The following is a 17,073-nucleotide window of genomic DNA, read 5'->3' on the forward strand; positions in this document are numbered from 1 at the left end:
ATCCATATTTGCGAAAATCGATAACATATGTGCCGTTCCCCTTGGTGGAATTCCTCCTGCACCTCCAGGAGCATAAGCTTGCTATTGGCATCGCCAGTCACCAACAATGTTTAAATATAATTAGCCATTTCTTGCCCAGTGGGATCCCTGTTGAAAACCTCGAAAATCGTTCGCGGCTCATCCCTTCGAGCCTTGATGAAGTCTGCCAGCTGATCTGCCCAGTTATCATCAAGAACCAAAGTGAACAAGAGAAATTCTACCGGGTGAGTTCCGATTTTTTCCATTTGTTTAATCAGCAGCTGAGCGCACAATCCTCACCAATCGCGCACCAGACCACTGAGACCGCAAAAAAAACAAGCTGGAAAACTGTCATTGCTGTTCTGCTGGTGTACAGTAGCTTAATCGCGCTGCTTTACTTTTACACTCAAAAAGCCGTTGTCGAAACCGGAGGTTCGGCAACTAAAACTGCAGCGGGTAAAAGGACTGATTCGGATAAAAATGTATCCCCTGAATTAACTTACCGCCAAAATGTAGCAAAGGAACCTTACCTGCTCGCTCAAGAAGGCAGCAACAGCCAAATCAATTACCTTACATTAATCACCTTTCTAGGTTTCAGCCTGCTCGCCTATGTCTCAGTTCTATGGCTGGGCAGCAGAAAAACGAAAATATCCAGAAATACAAAACCCCCGCATTTTCTGCTGCTACCCAACCAGGACGGATTAATCAAAACCAGCAACCAAACTTTTCTATGGGCTAGGGATTTAAAGCATAGAAAAGAAAGCAAACAAAAGCACATCGACATCGGGGCGTCAATAAAGAAAAGCTTAAAGACCTGCGGATTCACCTCGATTGTCTATCGACAAAACTTAAATCGCAATAAATACCTTTTTTTGATAGACTTTAATTTCTATGACCAACAAAGCTTCCTATATAAAACCCTGATCGATTTTTTTGATCGGGAAGGGGTGGAACTGAATATGTTCTATTTCCGGGATGATTTGCGTTATTGCCAGAGCGCCGGTTACGAAAGTGGGATAAGTTTAAAAGAGCTGTCAATTATCTTCCCAGAACATGATGTAGTGATTTTTTCGGACGGGAGTCATTTAATTGACTACCAATCTGGTCAGCTTAAAGCGTGGGTAGAACCGGCCATGGAAAGCTGGGCTAAAAGGGTCATTTTAACTCCCAATCCATTTCTGGAGCATTCCTTTGTTGAACAAGCACTATCACCTTTTTTCGCCCTGTTTCCATCAAGTCCATCGGGTTGGAGTGAAGCTTGTAATTATTTAAAAATGAATAACCCGGATTTCTCCAGTGCTGAGCGTTATCGTCATGAGCAATTACCGGCTAGACCGAATCCACTTTTTATAAAGGAAATTGAGGCCATCGATGAAGATGACCTCATCAATTTTTTTAATCAGCCAGCTATTCCGGCAGCTAGACAAGGCGTGCTATTGCAATGGGCATATAGCACAACACTTTATCCCACTCCAAACTGGGAGGTCACCATCGCTATTGGACTAGCGATCGAAAAAGCTGCGGGCGTCAATGCCTTGGTAAATTTCGAAAACTTAATGCTTATCAGCCCTTTGCCTTGGTTAAAGTGCGCACAAATTCCATTTCAACTGCGTCAAAGACTAACATCTTTAGTTGATAAATCGCTTAAAGAACCCGTACTACTGGGAATAGAATCGCTATTAGCGCGCACTATTCTTGTGGGAAATGGCGAAGATAGCCTGGCTGGAATGGAGCGTAAAATTAGATTATTCGAACTCCATGCACAATCCAGTGATCCTGCAAAAGCTAAAACCGCCATCTCTAGCCTAATGGTCTATCATCAAAGTGGACTAATTGATGATGAATTAACCCGGTCGAGATTAACTAAGAAAATTCAGCAAAAGCGCTGGACGGTGCATTTGCTTTTGCTCAGTCTCATTGCGATTGCTTTTATACTATTCAAACCACTCCTAATTAGCCAGCATGAAGATCTGGCCGCATACCATAATAATTTAGCGGTGAAAATAGCAAATGCAGACCCAAATTTTCAAAACGCCAATACAGCAGATTCTGTCGTATCGCAATTGCGAAGATCTGTAGCCAGCAAGACCAGTTTTGAAGCATTTTACAACCTCCAGGCCTTAAACTATAATCTGCAGATCAAGTCCTATCAAGCTCCAGCAGTGACTCGCTACCCCGGCTTAGACCTGAGCCCTTCTGCTAGTTTTATTTCGCAACTCTTCAGTTCTATTCGAATGATAAAGGGTGAAGGCTATATCCCGAGCGCCGACTCGATTAAGCATTACCTTAAATTGATCTACCGCTCCTCGAGCGCTGGAGGTAAAGCGAGAATTCCAGACAGTGACTTTGGCTCCAATTTTTATCAAGGCATACCAGTCGAGCTAAAACAGACATTTGAAGCGCAATTTTACAATTCCGATGCCTATAATCCTTACTCCCTAACCACTTCCAAACCAGCCCTAGCGCTGCAATTGGCGAAAAAACAAATCACCCAAAAACAGCTGGACGCGTTAATACTGCTGCATGCAAAGTTGCTGCTCCTATACAGTGGGGGACCAAAGATCGGAACCAGGGAGATGATCCAACGCTGGATAGATAGAGATTCCATAAAAGCAGAACCCGCTGAGCGCAAAGCAAACCAGACACCTGCTGGGAAAAAACCTAATAGAAATGAATATCAACTTGCAAAGGCAATACCAACTCAACTTAGGAACGCTAAGCAAAATCGCAGCCTTTCAAGTTACGCTACAGATACAATATCGATGCTTTTCAAGCCATTATTGGATTATTTTGCAGAAAGCAAACTCGCCTACCAGCATTACACAGAGGCTGGTTATAGTTATCAGTTTGCATCAGAACTCTACCAATTGGATCTCAATCTCATTAAACTCATAACTGCTCAAAGAAAACTTATTTCCAATCAAATGCAAGCTAATTTCGATCTACTTGAAACGCATCTAAGGGCATGGACAAACGAATTCAAGCGCATGGAAGATGCGCGCACCAGCACATATGATAAGGAAAAGTTTCAAGTTATTTATACCGGTCCAACCTTTGAGAGCGTAAAACCTGCTTTATTCCAAGCCGAATATGAAAGGTTAAGGGCAGAAGCAGATCAAGTGGCTCAGCAGTATCACTAATTCTTTTTATCGATAGCAGCAGCGCCAATTCGCTCCACAGCTAAGCCGAGCATAGTAAAGACAACAGGTTTGCTATGCGCCCGGAAACCTTTTATCCCTATGTGTTTGCCAACACAAACGTTTTTTTTTGCTATCAAAAAATGCAAATTAAAGCGAAAAAATTCCGTAAAATAATCTGTGCAGATAGACTGCACAGGTAGCGATAATATTTGTTCCATGAAAGCAACACACATGGAAACAAAAAAGAAATTTAGGATATTATCCATTGATGGCGGCGGCATCAGAGGGATAATTCCAGCCAAGGTATTAGCCGACCTGGAATACGAGCTCCAGGAAAAGGCACCTGGCAAAAAGCTATATGAACATTTTGACTTAATCTGCGGCACCTCTACTGGCGCGATATTAGCCATCGCTATTGCCCTGGGCATCCCTTCAGCTGAGCTCGTGGAATTCTATAAGAAAAATGCAAAAGCCATTTTTCCAAGGTTCATCTTGAAATGTTTACCCAGTAAATCCCGGGCATTCTTTTCGGCGATATACAGCAATAAAAAACTGCTCAAAACCCTTAAAGAAATCTACACTCAGGCCAATGGGGGCGAGGTGCCCTTACTTAAAGACCTCAAGACCAAAGTCTGCATCCCTTCCTTTAATGGCAATGATGGGGCCATCAACGTACTCAAGACCAAACACCATGCGGATTATACCCGCGACTATAAGCTACCTGCACACGATGTGGCCATGGCCAGTGCATCAGCGCCCATCTACTTTCCGCCCCATAGCTTCAGCTTTAAAAATGAATATGGCTCAGGACAGAACGTGAACATGATTGATGGCGGCTTATTTGCCAATAACCCAGCGCTGATTGGCCTTTTTGAGGCCACCGATAAACTGGGCTACGACCTGTCGGAGGTTAGCCTGCTTTCACTCGGTACAGGAAAAGGCAAGCAGATTATCAAGCGAAGCTGGCGGCCAAAATCCATCTTTTACTGGTTATTTCCCAATCCCCGTATCGTAGACATCGTACTGGACACCCAGGCACAAATTACCGAGCAATACATCGCCTTTTTAAACCGTGCGCTAGCCAAAAAGGAACTCAGTTTCGATTATTTGCGTATCCAACAAGACCTCGCTGGCGACCCCATCGAGCTGAATGCTTCTGACAAAAAGTCCCTACAGCGTATGGAAGCCATAGGCGATGAACTCTCTAAAAACCACTTACACCAAATTCTTAAATTCTTAAATATCAATTAATATTATGGCAAACTTAAACCACCTTTTTGGGCAGTTTCAGGATGAACTGGCCCTTTCCAATTCAAAAAAATCACGCATGATCACCTCGCGTGATGCCTTGCGTGCACGTATTCGTAAATACTTTAAAGAAAACCACCCCGAATACCTGCCCAAGTTTTTTATCCAAGGTTCCTACAAAATGGGTTCCGCGATTCGCACCAAAGACGACATCTGCGATTTAGATGACGGTATTTACTTCTTCCGCAGTCCAGATGTTAGCGCGACCACCCTACAAGGCTGGGTTTGGGATGCGGTAAACGGCTATACCGTAACTTCACCCGAGCACCGCAAAAAATGCATCCGCAAGACCTTTGCCGGCGATTATGAAATCGATTTTCCAGTGTACTATAAAATTGATGGACAGCAGTACCGTATTGCGGTGAAAAACCAAGGCTGGGAGGATAGCGACCCAAAGGCAGTTGTTAAATGGTTTAACGGTAAAAAAGATGCCGCTGGCATGCTCGTGCGCATCGTTAAAGACCTTAAGGCCTGGTGCGATTATAAGCGTAACAAAATGCCAAGTGGGCTTGCTATGACGGTTTTGGCTGTGAATGCTCTGGATAAAATCGTGCTCAATGACCGCGAAGACATTGCACTAATTGATGTACTGAAAGAAATCAAGAAAGCCTTATCAGCGCATTTCAGCTGCATGGTTCCTGCGGTTCCTTTTGATGACCTTTTCGAAAACTACAGCCCGGAACGTAAGAAAAATTTCATGGATAACCTGGAATCTTTTATCCAGGATGCTGAAAAAGCGCTTAAAGAACCTAATGAGCGAAAAGCGAGTCAGCTGTACCGAAAACACCTGGGTGAACGCTTTCCCTTGGGTGAGGATAAAAATGAATCCAATGCCGCAAACGCTGTGCTCATCGCAGGCATCGGAAGCGCTAAACCCTATGTAGACTGTTAATATGCAAGGCTATCAAAATTTCATCGCGCAGGCGCCCGCCTGCCTGGACGCTTTTCCGGGACTCCAGCTATCCTCGCTAGATGGCGTTCCGGAGCTAAGCGGAACAATCACGCTGCAAGATGCGCAAGGGCACGCGCTTGATGGCTATCAAATCCGCATCCAGGCCAGCACAGATTTTCCTAAGAGTTTTCCTAAGGTATTTGAAACCGGCGGCAGGATCCCAAAAAACTATGATTGGCATATCTATGAAACCGGTGGACACTGCTGCCTGAAAACGCTCCCAGAAGAACTTATCAGCTGCAGGAAAGGCATCAGCTTAAGCCGTTTCATCCAGGAGGAAGTTTTGCCCTTTTTTTTTAGTCAAACCTTCAGGCGGCTAAATGGCTATTTTCTGCAGGAACGGGCCCACAGCACTTTAGGCTGGCTGGAGTTTTTTCGCGAGGTGTTTCGAACGGGCGATGATAAGCTTATTTTCAAAGGCTTATCAATCCTTGCCCATGGCATTAAACCCTCCAGGTCCGCAGACTGCTTTTGTGGCAGTGGGCAGAAATTCAGGAAATGCCACCGGGATAGCCTCGAGCAGTTATCCTTACTCGAAGCCGGAGAAATTAGCGAGATACTTGTTCGTTTGCGCTAGGTGAGCTGAGGCCTAGTCTTTCGGTTCATATAGCGCCAACATCTGCGAAATCTTTGCTTTCATCTCTTCGGCTAGCGAAGCCGGCGCCAGTACCTGAATACCCGGACCGTGAGCAAGCAATTGGGAGGTCAGCTCATAGTTTACAATCAGATTCAGCTCTACTTCAATGTGTTCCTTAACTTGCTTTAAGCGCTTTTGCGATTCATGGATGGGCTTGGTTTCAATGTAAGGCCACAAGTTTGGCGCGATTCTAAGCCGTATTTTCTCGACCGGTTTATCCAGCACGGTCACCCCGACAATGTCTTCAAAATATTCACCGAAATCGATTTCGGTATTTTCCTGATAAGCGATAGCCTGCTCCTCGATGCTGATTATTCGGTCCAAGGCAAAATTAACTAGCTTAGGACTCTTCTCATCTTTACCAAACATAAACCAGCGCAAATTATATTGCTTGAGGTAATAGGGGTGGACGATGAGTGTGAATGGTTTTGTTTCATTGAACTTTTGGTATTCTATTGCCAGAGCTCTTTTGTAAAAAGCAGCATTAAAAATTGGCGTTATAAAATTAAGCCCCTTTAAAAACTGGTTCTGTGCAAAGTCGATAATTTTTACTTCATCCTGGCCACTGATGCTATGCAGTCGGCTGGAAATATCATCAATCCATTCAAACTGCGGCATGCCCTTGAAACGCGATAAGGTAATAAGCACTTCTTTAATCCGGTCCATCTCCGAGGCATTTAGCAAGCGGTTCATTAAACTAAACTTTGGATCTTTGTAGCGGTAATACACGCGTTTGCCGTGCTTATGTCTACTGATCTCCGCCTTGTAACCGCGCTCACTTTCCATAAAGTTAATATCCTCAAATACCTGTCGCCGTTTCACTTCAAGCGCCCCACCACTATACTCGGTGATGGCTTTCGAACAAGCCTCCACCAAATCTTCCATAAAATAACGGCGGCCCAAATTGCAAAAACAATCATTTAGGGCAAGGTAACGGATCTGTGCATGTTTATTAGTAGCCATAGCTAAGATTTGTCGTTTAGAAATTTAAATAAAAAACATCAGCTCGTCCAGGGAGAAGCCAATAACTCCTTAATAAAATCCAGCATTTTGACGCAGTGATTGAAAGCATTAGTTTTATCCTGCACATCGTTCAAATTTTTATTAAAGATAGCGCCGACTGAACTGTGGATAAAATCGACCTGATTTCGGAATTGCACAAGGGGATGAAATTTGGTTTTCGCTTTGGATGCTGACCAATTTTTGCCCAGTATCACTTGTGCATAGACCTGCAAAGGTAGGCCGATTTTCTTTTGATAATGCCCTAACTCTGGATCATTCAAGGCTAAAAACCGCTGCTGCTTTTTATAAGCACCCGCATCATAGATCAGCTCTATCTGATAGTGGCCAGTGAGAACACCCGAATTGGTGTAAGTTAAGTTTTCAATAAAGGGCTCGCCATTTCTTAAACGCCAATTTCCACCGGCCATTTCCCCTTCATTTGCACCAGACTTTATCCAATTGTCCTGGAAACCATCTTTGGTAATCTCTTCGAGGATGGACCAAAAACAAATGTAAGCCATAAGCTCCTGGCTGAAGGCAAACTGCTGCTGCTCAAAAGCGGAGTGGCGATGAAAAAGGGTCGTAAAGCCAATTTTTAGTTTTTGAGCAATACGTTCGCGGATGTTCTGATTGTAAATCTCAGTGGCAATTAGCGCTATAATTTCGTTAACCTGCGTGAGTAACTGCTGCCGCTTAACACCTAAAGCAATCAAACTTGGGATTTGCTTCGTTAACCGGATGAAGTTTTGTCTTGAAAATTCTATGTCCGTGGCCTGATCAGGGTGTTCCTTGATGTAAAAATCATCAGCGCCCGCCTCGAGCATCCCATGGATGTTCCAGATTTTATTCGAGGCCGTAAATAAAATGACTGGTGTGGTAAAATTCACTTTGTCGAAACCACCACGGATTTCTGAAGTTAGAATTTCATAACCCTGGAACTTTTCTAAGTGCTTCACCTGATGGTCGTTTTCCCCAAAACGCAGGTCTAAAAAAATTAGGTCATAATGTGTTCTATCTAATGCCGCTACCGCCTCTTCCTTGGTGATGGCAGCATCAATTTCATCTCCATTAAAGAAAACTTTCTCCACGGTTTCCTTCCAACCTTGATTGGCTTCATCATCGATTAATAATATCCTGGGCTTCATTTCAAATCTATCTTTCTAATAATTTTTAAGCCCGACAGACGCTGGGCATACTGCTTTTTCACCTCCACAACTTCATCATTAATTATTTTGCTGTCTGAATTTTTAACCAGTAACCATTTAAAGTAAATATTGTACAGCTGATTTTTTTTTGAGTTCAATGAGGCTACTGAAGAAGGCGCTATTTGCGCCAATTCCAACAAACGATGCATACCCCAGATGTTGGCAATACTATGGCTATCATAATAATTTTTTGGAACTTCCAGATGTATTTTTCCCATAACCATCGCCAGCTGATCCCTTGAAATAGTGGGTGAAACCTGCTGCGCAAATTTTTTAAGCGTGTGAAAATTATAATCAATTAAAGCGGTACCCGCTGTTTGGAATAGGCATGCAAATTCATGTTCCCTAATTTTATTTAAAGATTCGGTTCCGTAGATAAATATATTAGCGCACTGGAAAGGACTGGATGTGCAGCGAATATGCATCGCAAGCCTTAAACCCAAGAGATCTGTTCCGGTACTCCCAAAGACTAAGGGTAGAAAAATGTTAACCGCATCCTTGTCAAGACGTTTTATCATTTTATCCATCCATTGATCTAAATGCTGATGGTCGACCTCTTCAATTTCAACGAACAAATATTCTTTGAAATCAGCCTGAGCTATAAGTGAATCAGGTAAGGTAAAAATAATGCCCATTTTAAAGCTCCTCCAATTGTCGTTTAAAGCATGCATTTGTGATACCCGTGACCACTAGTTGCGATTTCGTAATCAATTCTAATTGTTTCAAACTTTGATTAATTTTTGCATTTAGTTTGAAACTATCGGTATCCTGTTTATCAAAAAGTGACCTGTAAATCTCAGCTTTATGTTGCAAAATTTCTTCAGCCTGGTCGTTACTTCCAAAAACAAGCTTCTTAAACGATACTTCATGAGTAGCACGGTAGAATTCTAGAAATATCAGCAAATGTTGATAAAGGGTAGCGAAAGGCATTGTCGCAAGTAAATCTCTAATTCGCCGCGAACCCATCGATCCACTAAACCTGACAATTGGAAAAGACCTTTTTTCCGAAAATTCCGCAAGTCGCTGACCAATCTCATCCGCTTCATCATTTTTTTTATTTAGCGGATTATCAAAAAAAGATTCATGAAACAATATGGCGTTTCCCTCATTAAATAACTCACCTTTGTGCAATTCAAGTTCGGCATTGTCATAAATTGGGGTTAACACATCTTTAAAGCCAGCTAATTTCTCCTGCGTCCAGCCGAGCTTTTGCTGCCGCTCCCGCTTGTCATCAATCAAATAAACCATAAACTAACTAAATATTAAATTATAACGCAGACCAATCATTTTTTCTATAGGTCTACTTTCTGCTTTTCTGGGCCATATCGAAATGCTCGAATAATCACCATCCCCAAAATCAGCATCTAATGTCCAGTCACAAAGGCCATTGAGCTGATTTTTGATCAGGCCTGTAAAAGTCGCTCCATAACGAGTTAACAGATCTTCTTTTGTACGTTTGCAAACAGCATTTGTCTGCCAGATGGAAAAAACAACTTTCTTTTCCTCGCTCATTTCTACACCTAAAACAATATCTGGTAGCTCATTTGGGTGGCAATCTATACACAACTGTATCAGATGCCTATAAGCCTGGTGCAATTTTTCCACATCAGTGAAAAATTCTATCTTGCTCTTAAGCTTATCAAGATTGAATTTAACCCTACCAGCAAAATGAATATTCCAGCCATCCACTAAATCATAGAGGTTGTTGTCGAAACGAACGGTCACTTGCGCTTTAAAGAACAATACAAGTGCTGGCATTGTGTTAATCGGATCTCCATTTTTTGTGGTGATTAGTGGAAATTTAAACATTTCTGTGCTCACATCTATGGTCGGATTGGGCGAACATCCGGGATGCTCTTTTGCCCACTTTAAAAGGTCTGGACTGCTCCAACTTGTTTTGATTTTATCCTCTGACCAAGTTTTATGCCCATGAATATATTGAAAGACTTTATCCCATAAACCTTTTGATAACTTATAAAAATATTTATTTGCCAAAACCTGGTACCGCCTACGAATCTCCTTCAAGTGCGTTTCAAAGTCATACTGGCTTAAACCTAAGGCATCATTAATGCTTAACAATTGGTTGGTATCCGTGTTATGTGTTAAACTTTTTAGCACTGGATCTTGATTAAGTTCTTTTAAAAAGTTACCGTTATTTTCAGGATTCTTATAATTCTCGATCACTAATTCAGGTAAGTCAACTTTCTCTTCCTTGGCAACCGTGGAAACAATTTGCTCTGGAACAACTACATCCAACTGTGCCTTAATGGCCTCAATTTCTGAGATGATAAAATCTCCCTTACTTTCCATAAAGTCAATTTCCCTGGCCACTAGGCTAAAAACCCTTTCCTTTTCGCCTGCACCCAATTTCCTGGATTGAAGCAAATCACTGATGAAATCTACACGTGTCTTTTTTAAACTATGCGGTTTGCTCATAATATTTCTTCATTGCCTGTTCAATACCTTCACGCTCCCAGATATCCAGTATCGCGGTAATCGCATTCTGCCTTGGCGCGAGCGCGAGAAAACGCGCCATCAGCTTTTGATAGGTTCCATCATGGCTTCCCTTCACCATCGCTAGATAATCCAGTTTTCCCTTCAATACCCTTTCCATTTCCGGCGCACTGACTTTGATAGCACCCTTATCCGATAGATATTGCATTTTAAATAGCCCACTGGCTTTATCAAGGCCATATTGTTCCCATAAATAAAGCCACTTGCGCAGCGACTTGATGTAAGATCTTCGCACATTAATTTTTTCATTCACAAGCAATCCCGTTACTTCCTGACGATAACCGTCTCCCTGTAAGCGCGTCTTTTTAGTATTAATCAAAAAGTTTTGATCCTGAATAACCCGCTCGACCTCCAGAATAAACTTACTGTCTTTTTGATACAAATTATGCAACGAACTAAAGCTAATGTCATCTGCATAACGGCTGTAGCGTGCACCAAACCGTTTCGCAACGCCAGCTAAACGTCTATCCAGCCGCTCACAGATTAGGTTTGAAAGCACAGGAGAGGTGGGCGCCCCTTGCGGGAGTACATTTCGCATCACCCTAACCAAGTTTCCCAATTCATCCACCCGCTCCACTTCCAACTCAAAACAGCAAAGTTTAGCCAGTACATTAGACAAAGCCAAACGTCCGGTTGCCTTGTTAAACGAAAAAGGTGCCTGTTGAAGCCTTCCCCAAATTCTCGCCTGATCGATCCCAGGAAAGAAATCCTTTAAATCCAGGTTAAATACGTAGTGCTGCTGTAGGTGAAAGCGCGCATTATCCACCACAGACCTTCCGCTCACGAAACCAGTCGCAAAATCACTAACCGGGTAAACTTCACCAAAAATAAAAGCTAAACAGCGTTGAATCACCTTGAGCCCTTGAGTGGGTGCATAAATCACCCGCTTGCCACCAGTCTTCTTTTTGATCTCAAAACGCCGGTAACTTTTTGCCTTGGAATCCTCAAGAAGATAAAAGTTAAGCTGGCGAAAATGTATTTCCTGCGCCTTTTGCCCAAACAAAAGTACCTTTGCCTCATTGAGCAGTGCAAGCAAATCTTGCTTATCTTGCATTTGGAAGAAATGGTTGCGGATAGACTCGCGCTGCGCTGGTAAAATGTTCATTTGGTGTGTCAAAAATCCTTGAACACCCGCTATTGTTTTCTTTGTTTATGAATACAGTTTAATATCATATCACATATCATTTCAATAAAAATAAATTAAAAAAATCATCATGATTCAAAACGTATTTATTAAAATAAAAAAATGATTTCGGGCAAATCGGCATTGCGGCTAATCGGCTTGAAAAATCATCGTATTTAAATCATCCGTATTTCTATAAGCGCAAAACTTATGAATGACTATACAGACGTTTAGCTAAACCCTGGGGCTCAGCTTCCAACCGATTTTTGCACAAAAATGCAACAGTTGGGAAATCAAAATCTTAAGCGGGCATTCAAAGAACATACAAATTAACGCTCCAGCTATGCAGTACAGCTGCACAGCAGATTAACAAATCTAAAGGGTAATCTTTTTCGAGCGTTAGTTTTGCTAAAATATAGCTTTTGCGCGGAATTTAAAAGGGTAGAAGCTTTCGTTGAAAAAATAATAAATTCAAAACCAACCTCGCTCAACAGGGGAGCCTGATGAGCTTTTTAGTAATCGATTTCTAGCAGCCTAGCAGTTATTACCCTCAGCTAAGGACGCTGCAAAATAAACGGTCCGCTTAAGATCGGGTTCTGGTAACCAAACCAAGTACTAACGAATTAAGCGTAGATGAGAGAAAAGTACAGCCAATGGTAAATTAATTGATCAAATCGAGGTCTGAACTCAGTGACGCTATTTCGATAAATGCCATAACAAAGTACTGCTGATGGATTCAATATTGTCTGACATCCAGCTGCAATAAAAACAGGTGCTAAGTAATTGCTATAAAGACGTTTAATGTATCCTGAAAAAATACCCACTTCTTAGCATTTATAAATCCAATTATTCCTAATAGCTTTATTTATCCAAACAAACGCTCCAAAATGAAAAAAATTAGCCTCGCTATGCTGGCGCTAGCCCTGTCCATTCCAGGCTTCGCCCAAAATCCTAAAGCCCCACCCGTTACCGGTATTCCTCAAAAAGGCATGGTTAGCGGTAGAACAATCGATTCCATCGCCCGAATTGCCTTTGCCAAAATGGCCACCGGTAGCGAGGAACTCGCTAGTTTGTCTAATAACGTTACCCTAGTGCCAACTGATGGAAAGTTCAGCCTATCAGGAAATTACTTCTTTCCAAAAAGCAGAGGAAACGACCCCGAACATAAAAAGCAAAGACAGCATTTTGCTATCGGCTTCAATGCCGCGGGCAGTGTGGCCGGCGATAACGTATCAGAACTGTTTTCAGGGGGCAAGCTCAACACCGGAACTGATATTGGCATTAAAATCCATTGGCGCACCAATCACCCAAAAGTTGGCTATACCATGACGGGCGTACTGCTCGAAAAACAAAGGGCGCTGAACGCAGAGCGTGATGCTAAAATCGCAAAAGCGCTCAATGCCATTACCTTGCTTCCAGAAAAAATCCAACGTGATGAGCTGAAAATTAAAGAAAAACGCATTGAAATTACGCTGCAAGAGACCAAAGTAAATACCACCCTTCAGCATTTAGATGATGCTAAAACGGACGCATTAAAACTCAAATGCGCTGAAGAATTAGCCACATTACGCGAGCAAATCAGCAAGAATAAAGATACGGTAAGCATGCTCACCAATAGCCTAAGAAGCGATAGAGAAATACATTTTGTTAGTACCATAGACATTAAAGACACTACTGAGCGCGCTGATAGCGTCACCTTGCTATTGGATCTTTATGGCCTGCGAAGTAGCGGAAGTACCGCATCTAGTTATGCCCAGCTTACTGAACGGGCCATTCGGGAAGAATATACCCAAAAACAACTTACCCTAGAGATGGCCTTACCCGTAGAAGGCCTTCACATCAGCTGGTTGAGCGGCAGCGTTAGCTGGAACAGGGCCGCTTACCGAACATATTATGTCAGCTTACCTTTCGATCAGGCACTAAGCAAAGTCCCTTTTGATGGGTTAACCGCAGGACTACAGTGGAATCACTATAGTCTACTCAAACCTGTGCGCAGGGCAGGGTTATTCACCATTGGTTTAACTTTTAAAAATACCAATGACTTAGCCGATTTCAGTACCTCCAAATTTACCCAAACAAGCACGGTTATTGGCACTGCTGAGCGTAAAGTGACTGATGAATACAATGTCTATACCGATCCGATCACGCCTTATAAAACCTGGCAAGTACCCATCAGCTATTACCGCTTTTTTGGCGAAAACATGAATCTAGGTTGGCACGTATTCGCGCTAGCAGACTTTCGTAATACGAAAAAAGAAATTTACGATCTCGGCGCTGGTTTCGTCCTGGGTTTAAATTCGACTGGAACAAAGAAATTGCTCAACATCGAGCTCACCACCACCTACAAAGATTTAAAACGCGAACTCATCACTGACAAAGACACTTCCCAGTGGAAACAGCTTGTCATTGGCCTTTCGTTAACCGTACCTTTTTTACTATTTAAAAACTAAGCATTATGAGCAATTTAGCTAAAAGTACCGCTGCGCTGAAAAAAGCATTTTTTGCAGGCGAAATCAATCAGGAGACCTTTCTTGCTGGCCTTGATATTGCCTACCGCTACCGGGGTTACATCCTAAGGCCAAACGGCAGACCTAAATGGACTGGTCCATTCCGGCACACCCGCGAGGAAGTTAATGAAGACAATGCCCCATATCGCAATCAAAGCATTAACGTGTATACCTACGTAGAGCAGTGGTAGGCTGATTTTCAGTTGTAACATGTTTCCCAAACTTTAGTAATTTCATCAGTTTGAAATAACTTTTGCACTCCCGGTATTCTGAAAAATAGCCTGGATTCATTGAATGCTATTTTAAACCCTCAAAAAACAGCCAATTTAAATTGGCTGTTTAAATTTCTAGACTGAGTGATTGAGCTGAAATTTTTCTTGAGATCAAATTAACCATTCAGCGGCTGGCTGAGCATTTGATTGCTTAATTATAAATGAAACATGGCGCTAGAAATCCCCAGCTTCATTACGATATAAGCTTGTAACCACCATTTGCAGGAGCTCTTTGATTTACAGTTCGATAGCAGGTCGGTTTTGATTTATTTTTCTTTAAAACTGTATAAGAATTCCTACAAAAAATAATATATTGCAGTATCAACCCACTAGCGCCTCTAATGACTGATCAGCACATCCACAAAGCCACCTTAAATTTTGTTTACTCCATTTCTGGCCTAAATAATTCTTTTGAAAAAATCTATAACAATTTAGTCGATGAACAAAAAAGCAAGCATGAGAAGTTTGACTCTTTTCTAAGAAAGAATAAGCTTAGTGAAGACTATACCGGTAAAAAACACCCATTGCCACCAGAAAAACGAAAAGAGTACATTGATTTGAAAAAGGAGTCCAATGATAGTACCATATCGCTAAAGAATTTTCCACCCGCCTTCCTGATATCGCTGGTTGCGCAATTTGATTTTTTCTTACGCGAGCTCATTCAGGAAGTATTCCGCCTGGATAATAGCATCCTGAACGAAATCGGCGGCGATTACACGACCCGGGAGCTGTTAGATGCCAAGTCTGACATTGCTGAATTCATCGTTGAGAAAGAGCTCGATAAGTTCATGCGAAAGAACCACGAAGAACAATTCGGCTTTATTGATAAATACCTCTGTCCTGGGCTCTTGGCATTACTGGCGAAAGATGATTTGCTTCAAGATTTTTATGAACTAAAATCAAGAAGAAACCTCTACGCCCATCAGGGTGGGCTAGTTAACGCAAAATTTCTGCGCAATTTTGGTCCCCATTTGGAAAAAAGGGAAATCAAAATTGTTATCGGGCAAGAGATGCAATGTGACACCCAGTACTTCGAACAAAGTCACAGCATCTTATTTGAAGTTGGCATGATAATCAGTCAACTCATCTGGCGAAAAATTTATGATCCGAAAAACCAAACTAAAGGCAAGAAAGATTCCAAAGTAGAAGTCTTCAGCCCAGATAATACCCTGCAGGATATTTCTTATGAATTGCTGGTGCTCAATCGGAACCTATTGGCCAATAAAGCACTTAAATTCGCCGTCGATAATAAACTGTACTTCAATGACCAAAACAAATACCTTTTCTTAATCAATCTTGCCCAATCCTATAAATGGCTAGGGGATAGCAAAGCCTGCACGAAAATTTTGGATAACAATGATTTCAGCTTTGGAGGCGATCCTTATACGCTTTCGCAGCTGGTTTTAAATGAAGACTATCAGGAGGCTGCTGAATTCATGAAACTTACCGTTGAAAGCAACGAATTAACAAAGGCTCAGTTCCAAGAATGGCCCATTTATAAGTATTTCCGACATGAAGAAATTTTCCAAAAAACCTTTAAAGAATTGTTCAACGAAGAATTTATTGCCTAATTGCTATGACTGGAAGAAGTAAAGAGCTTAAAATCGTCCTGATATTATCCTTCAGCGTGGTGCTGATTTCGCTGGTTTTTACCTATGTGATCGGTCAGACCTATCCTAAGCTCGAAGAGCGGGCGCAGTTCGGCGATTCTTTTGGTGCCCTGAATGCGTTATTTTCGGTAATGGCTTTCATCAGCGTGATATTTACCGTTTCCCAGCAAATCAAAGAACTGGGCTTACAAAGACAACAGTTAGCGCAGCAGAAAAAAGAATTTATCATCACCCGCATCACCAGTATCGCCTATAACCAAGTGGAAAAGTTTGACCGCATTTTTGAAAATGCAGAGTTCAGCTATTACTTCAGGCACCAGGAAAAAAAAGAAAGTGGCAAAAAGGCGATGGTGCAAATTAACCGATCGATAGAATCCTTGATCAAATCCATTACCAGAGCAGAAAATATCCGCTTACAGGACTTCACCAATCCCTATAATGCACTAGGTTTCGTCGCTAGTGCGAACATCGATGAACTGGAGATTTGCATCTCTGTTATCAACGCGGGCTATTCACTCATCCAGCGGGCTACCGCAAGTGAGGAATTTCAACAACAAGATATCGATGAGATCCTCAATATTTATTGGAGCAACTTGGATATCGCCTTCATTGAATTTTTAAGGCTTTTTTACAAGCAAATACTTCGCTACAAGGAGGATATCTCTTCCCACAAAACTGACGAGCGAAAAGCCGTCGATCGCTTCCTTGGGATTTTTGAATCTTCCAAATTATTCTTGCACAGTAATATCGATTTTAAAGCATTGACGACAAATTAAAAATTGCGC

Annotated in this window: 14 protein-coding genes; 8 read left to right on the forward strand and 6 right to left on the reverse strand. The window is 42.0% G+C overall.

Translation table 11 applies throughout. The annotated features are described in order from the left end of the window. The first annotated feature begins 8 nt into the window (after nucleotides 1-8). From R2R71_RS19415 to R2R71_RS19430, 4 genes are all read left to right on the forward strand, one after another. On the forward strand, nucleotides 9-3,158 hold the full coding sequence (locus tag R2R71_RS19415; RefSeq protein WP_316832945.1) for a hypothetical protein: 3,150 nt from the start codon (nucleotides 9-11) through the stop codon (nucleotides 3,156-3,158). 177 nt (nucleotides 3,159-3,335) lie between these two features. Further along, the gene (locus R2R71_RS19420; RefSeq protein WP_316832946.1) at nucleotides 3,336-4,409 is read left to right on the forward strand and encodes a CBASS cGAMP-activated phospholipase; all 1,074 of its coding nucleotides are present in this window, start codon (nucleotides 3,336-3,338) and stop codon (nucleotides 4,407-4,409) included. A 4-nt stretch (nucleotides 4,410-4,413) separates the two neighbouring features. After that, nucleotides 4,414-5,358 (forward strand): cyclic GMP-AMP synthase DncV-like nucleotidyltransferase, encoded by a 945-nt coding sequence (locus R2R71_RS19425; protein WP_316832947.1) that lies wholly within the window; start codon nucleotides 4,414-4,416, stop codon nucleotides 5,356-5,358. Nucleotide 5,359: 1 nt separating this feature from the next. Further along, nucleotides 5,360-5,995, forward strand: coding sequence for an SEC-C domain-containing protein (locus R2R71_RS19430; RefSeq protein ID WP_316832948.1), 636 nt, complete (start codon nucleotides 5,360-5,362; stop codon nucleotides 5,993-5,995). Between the two features lie 12 nt (nucleotides 5,996-6,007). On the opposite strand, the gene R2R71_RS19435 is transcribed toward R2R71_RS19430, so the two are convergent. The 6 genes from R2R71_RS19435 to R2R71_RS19460 are packed head-to-tail and all read right to left on the reverse strand — an operon-like array spanning nucleotide 6,008 to nucleotide 11,881. Then, entirely contained in the window at nucleotides 6,008-7,018 is a 1,011-nt protein-coding gene (locus R2R71_RS19435) for a WYL domain-containing protein (protein WP_316832949.1), read from the reverse strand. 38 nt (nucleotides 7,019-7,056) lie between these two features. Next, nucleotides 7,057-8,202 (reverse strand): response regulator, encoded by a 1,146-nt coding sequence (locus R2R71_RS19440; protein WP_316832950.1) that lies wholly within the window; start codon nucleotides 8,200-8,202, stop codon nucleotides 7,057-7,059. Continuing rightward, complete coding sequence (locus R2R71_RS19445; protein ID WP_316832951.1) at nucleotides 8,199-8,897, reverse strand: hypothetical protein; 699 nt, start codon at nucleotides 8,895-8,897, stop codon at nucleotides 8,199-8,201. Before R2R71_RS19445 ends, R2R71_RS19440 begins: the two co-directional genes overlap by 4 nt. A 1-nt stretch (nucleotide 8,898) precedes the next feature. Then, complete coding sequence (locus R2R71_RS19450; RefSeq protein ID WP_316832952.1) at nucleotides 8,899-9,510, reverse strand: hypothetical protein; 612 nt, start codon at nucleotides 9,508-9,510, stop codon at nucleotides 8,899-8,901. Between the two features lie 3 nt (nucleotides 9,511-9,513). Then, nucleotides 9,514-10,698 carry a hypothetical protein gene (locus tag R2R71_RS19455; protein ID WP_316832953.1) on the reverse strand — a complete coding sequence of 395 codons (1,185 nt, stop codon included), beginning with the start codon at nucleotides 10,696-10,698 and terminating at the stop codon, nucleotides 9,514-9,516. Continuing rightward, complete coding sequence (locus R2R71_RS19460; protein ID WP_316832954.1) at nucleotides 10,682-11,881, reverse strand: reverse transcriptase family protein; 1,200 nt, start codon at nucleotides 11,879-11,881, stop codon at nucleotides 10,682-10,684. The genes R2R71_RS19455 and R2R71_RS19460 overlap by 17 nt, the downstream gene beginning before the upstream one ends. Nucleotides 11,882-12,786: 905 nt before the next feature. Between R2R71_RS19460 and R2R71_RS19465 the strand changes: the two genes are divergently transcribed. The 4 genes from R2R71_RS19465 to R2R71_RS19480 all read left to right on the forward strand — a co-directional run bounded on the left by R2R71_RS19465 (nucleotide 12,787) and on the right by R2R71_RS19480 (nucleotide 17,064). Continuing rightward, a complete protein-coding gene (locus tag R2R71_RS19465) occupies nucleotides 12,787-14,349 on the forward strand; it encodes a hypothetical protein (RefSeq protein WP_316832955.1) in 1,563 nt (520 codons plus the stop codon). 5 nt (nucleotides 14,350-14,354) lie between these two features. Continuing rightward, on the forward strand, nucleotides 14,355-14,597 hold the full coding sequence (locus R2R71_RS19470; protein WP_316832956.1) for a hypothetical protein: 243 nt from the start codon (nucleotides 14,355-14,357) through the stop codon (nucleotides 14,595-14,597). Nucleotides 14,598-15,019: 422 nt separating this feature from the next. Further along, nucleotides 15,020-16,249: a hypothetical protein gene (locus tag R2R71_RS19475; RefSeq protein WP_316832957.1), complete on the forward strand. Its 1,230-nt coding sequence runs from the start codon at nucleotides 15,020-15,022 to the stop codon at nucleotides 16,247-16,249. A gap of 5 nt (nucleotides 16,250-16,254) precedes the next feature. Further along, a complete protein-coding gene (locus tag R2R71_RS19480; protein WP_316832958.1) occupies nucleotides 16,255-17,064 on the forward strand; it encodes a hypothetical protein in 810 nt (269 codons plus the stop codon). Nucleotides 17,065-17,073 lie beyond the last annotated feature (9 nt).

The sequence above is a fragment of the Pedobacter aquatilis genome (assembly GCF_032678405.1).
Classification (GTDB): Bacteria; Bacteroidota; Bacteroidia; order Sphingobacteriales; family Sphingobacteriaceae; genus Pedobacter; species Pedobacter aquatilis_A.

Coding starts and splice junctions, on each gene's coding strand:
- R2R71_RS19425 (WP_316832947.1), top strand. CDS start 4,414: ATGGCAAACTTAAACCACCTTTTTGGGCAGTTTCAGGATGAACTGGCC.
- R2R71_RS19430 (WP_316832948.1), top strand. CDS start 5,360: ATGCAAGGCTATCAAAATTTCATCGCGCAGGCGCCCGCCTGCCTGGAC.
- R2R71_RS19435 (WP_316832949.1), bottom strand. CDS start 7,018: ATGGCTACTAATAAACATGCACAGATCCGTTACCTTGCCCTAAATGAT.
- R2R71_RS19440 (WP_316832950.1), bottom strand. CDS start 8,202: ATGAAGCCCAGGATATTATTAATCGATGATGAAGCCAATCAAGGTTGG.
- R2R71_RS19445 (WP_316832951.1), bottom strand. CDS start 8,897: ATGGGCATTATTTTTACCTTACCTGATTCACTTATAGCTCAGGCTGAT.
- R2R71_RS19450 (WP_316832952.1), bottom strand. CDS start 9,510: ATGGTTTATTTGATTGATGACAAGCGGGAGCGGCAGCAAAAGCTCGGC.
- R2R71_RS19455 (WP_316832953.1), bottom strand. CDS start 10,698: ATGAGCAAACCGCATAGTTTAAAAAAGACACGTGTAGATTTCATCAGT.
- R2R71_RS19460 (WP_316832954.1), bottom strand. CDS start 11,881: ATGAACATTTTACCAGCGCAGCGCGAGTCTATCCGCAACCATTTCTTC.
- R2R71_RS19465 (WP_316832955.1), top strand. CDS start 12,787: ATGAAAAAAATTAGCCTCGCTATGCTGGCGCTAGCCCTGTCCATTCCA.
- R2R71_RS19470 (WP_316832956.1), top strand. CDS start 14,355: ATGAGCAATTTAGCTAAAAGTACCGCTGCGCTGAAAAAAGCATTTTTT.
- R2R71_RS19475 (WP_316832957.1), top strand. CDS start 15,020: ATGACTGATCAGCACATCCACAAAGCCACCTTAAATTTTGTTTACTCC.
- R2R71_RS19480 (WP_316832958.1), top strand. CDS start 16,255: ATGACTGGAAGAAGTAAAGAGCTTAAAATCGTCCTGATATTATCCTTC.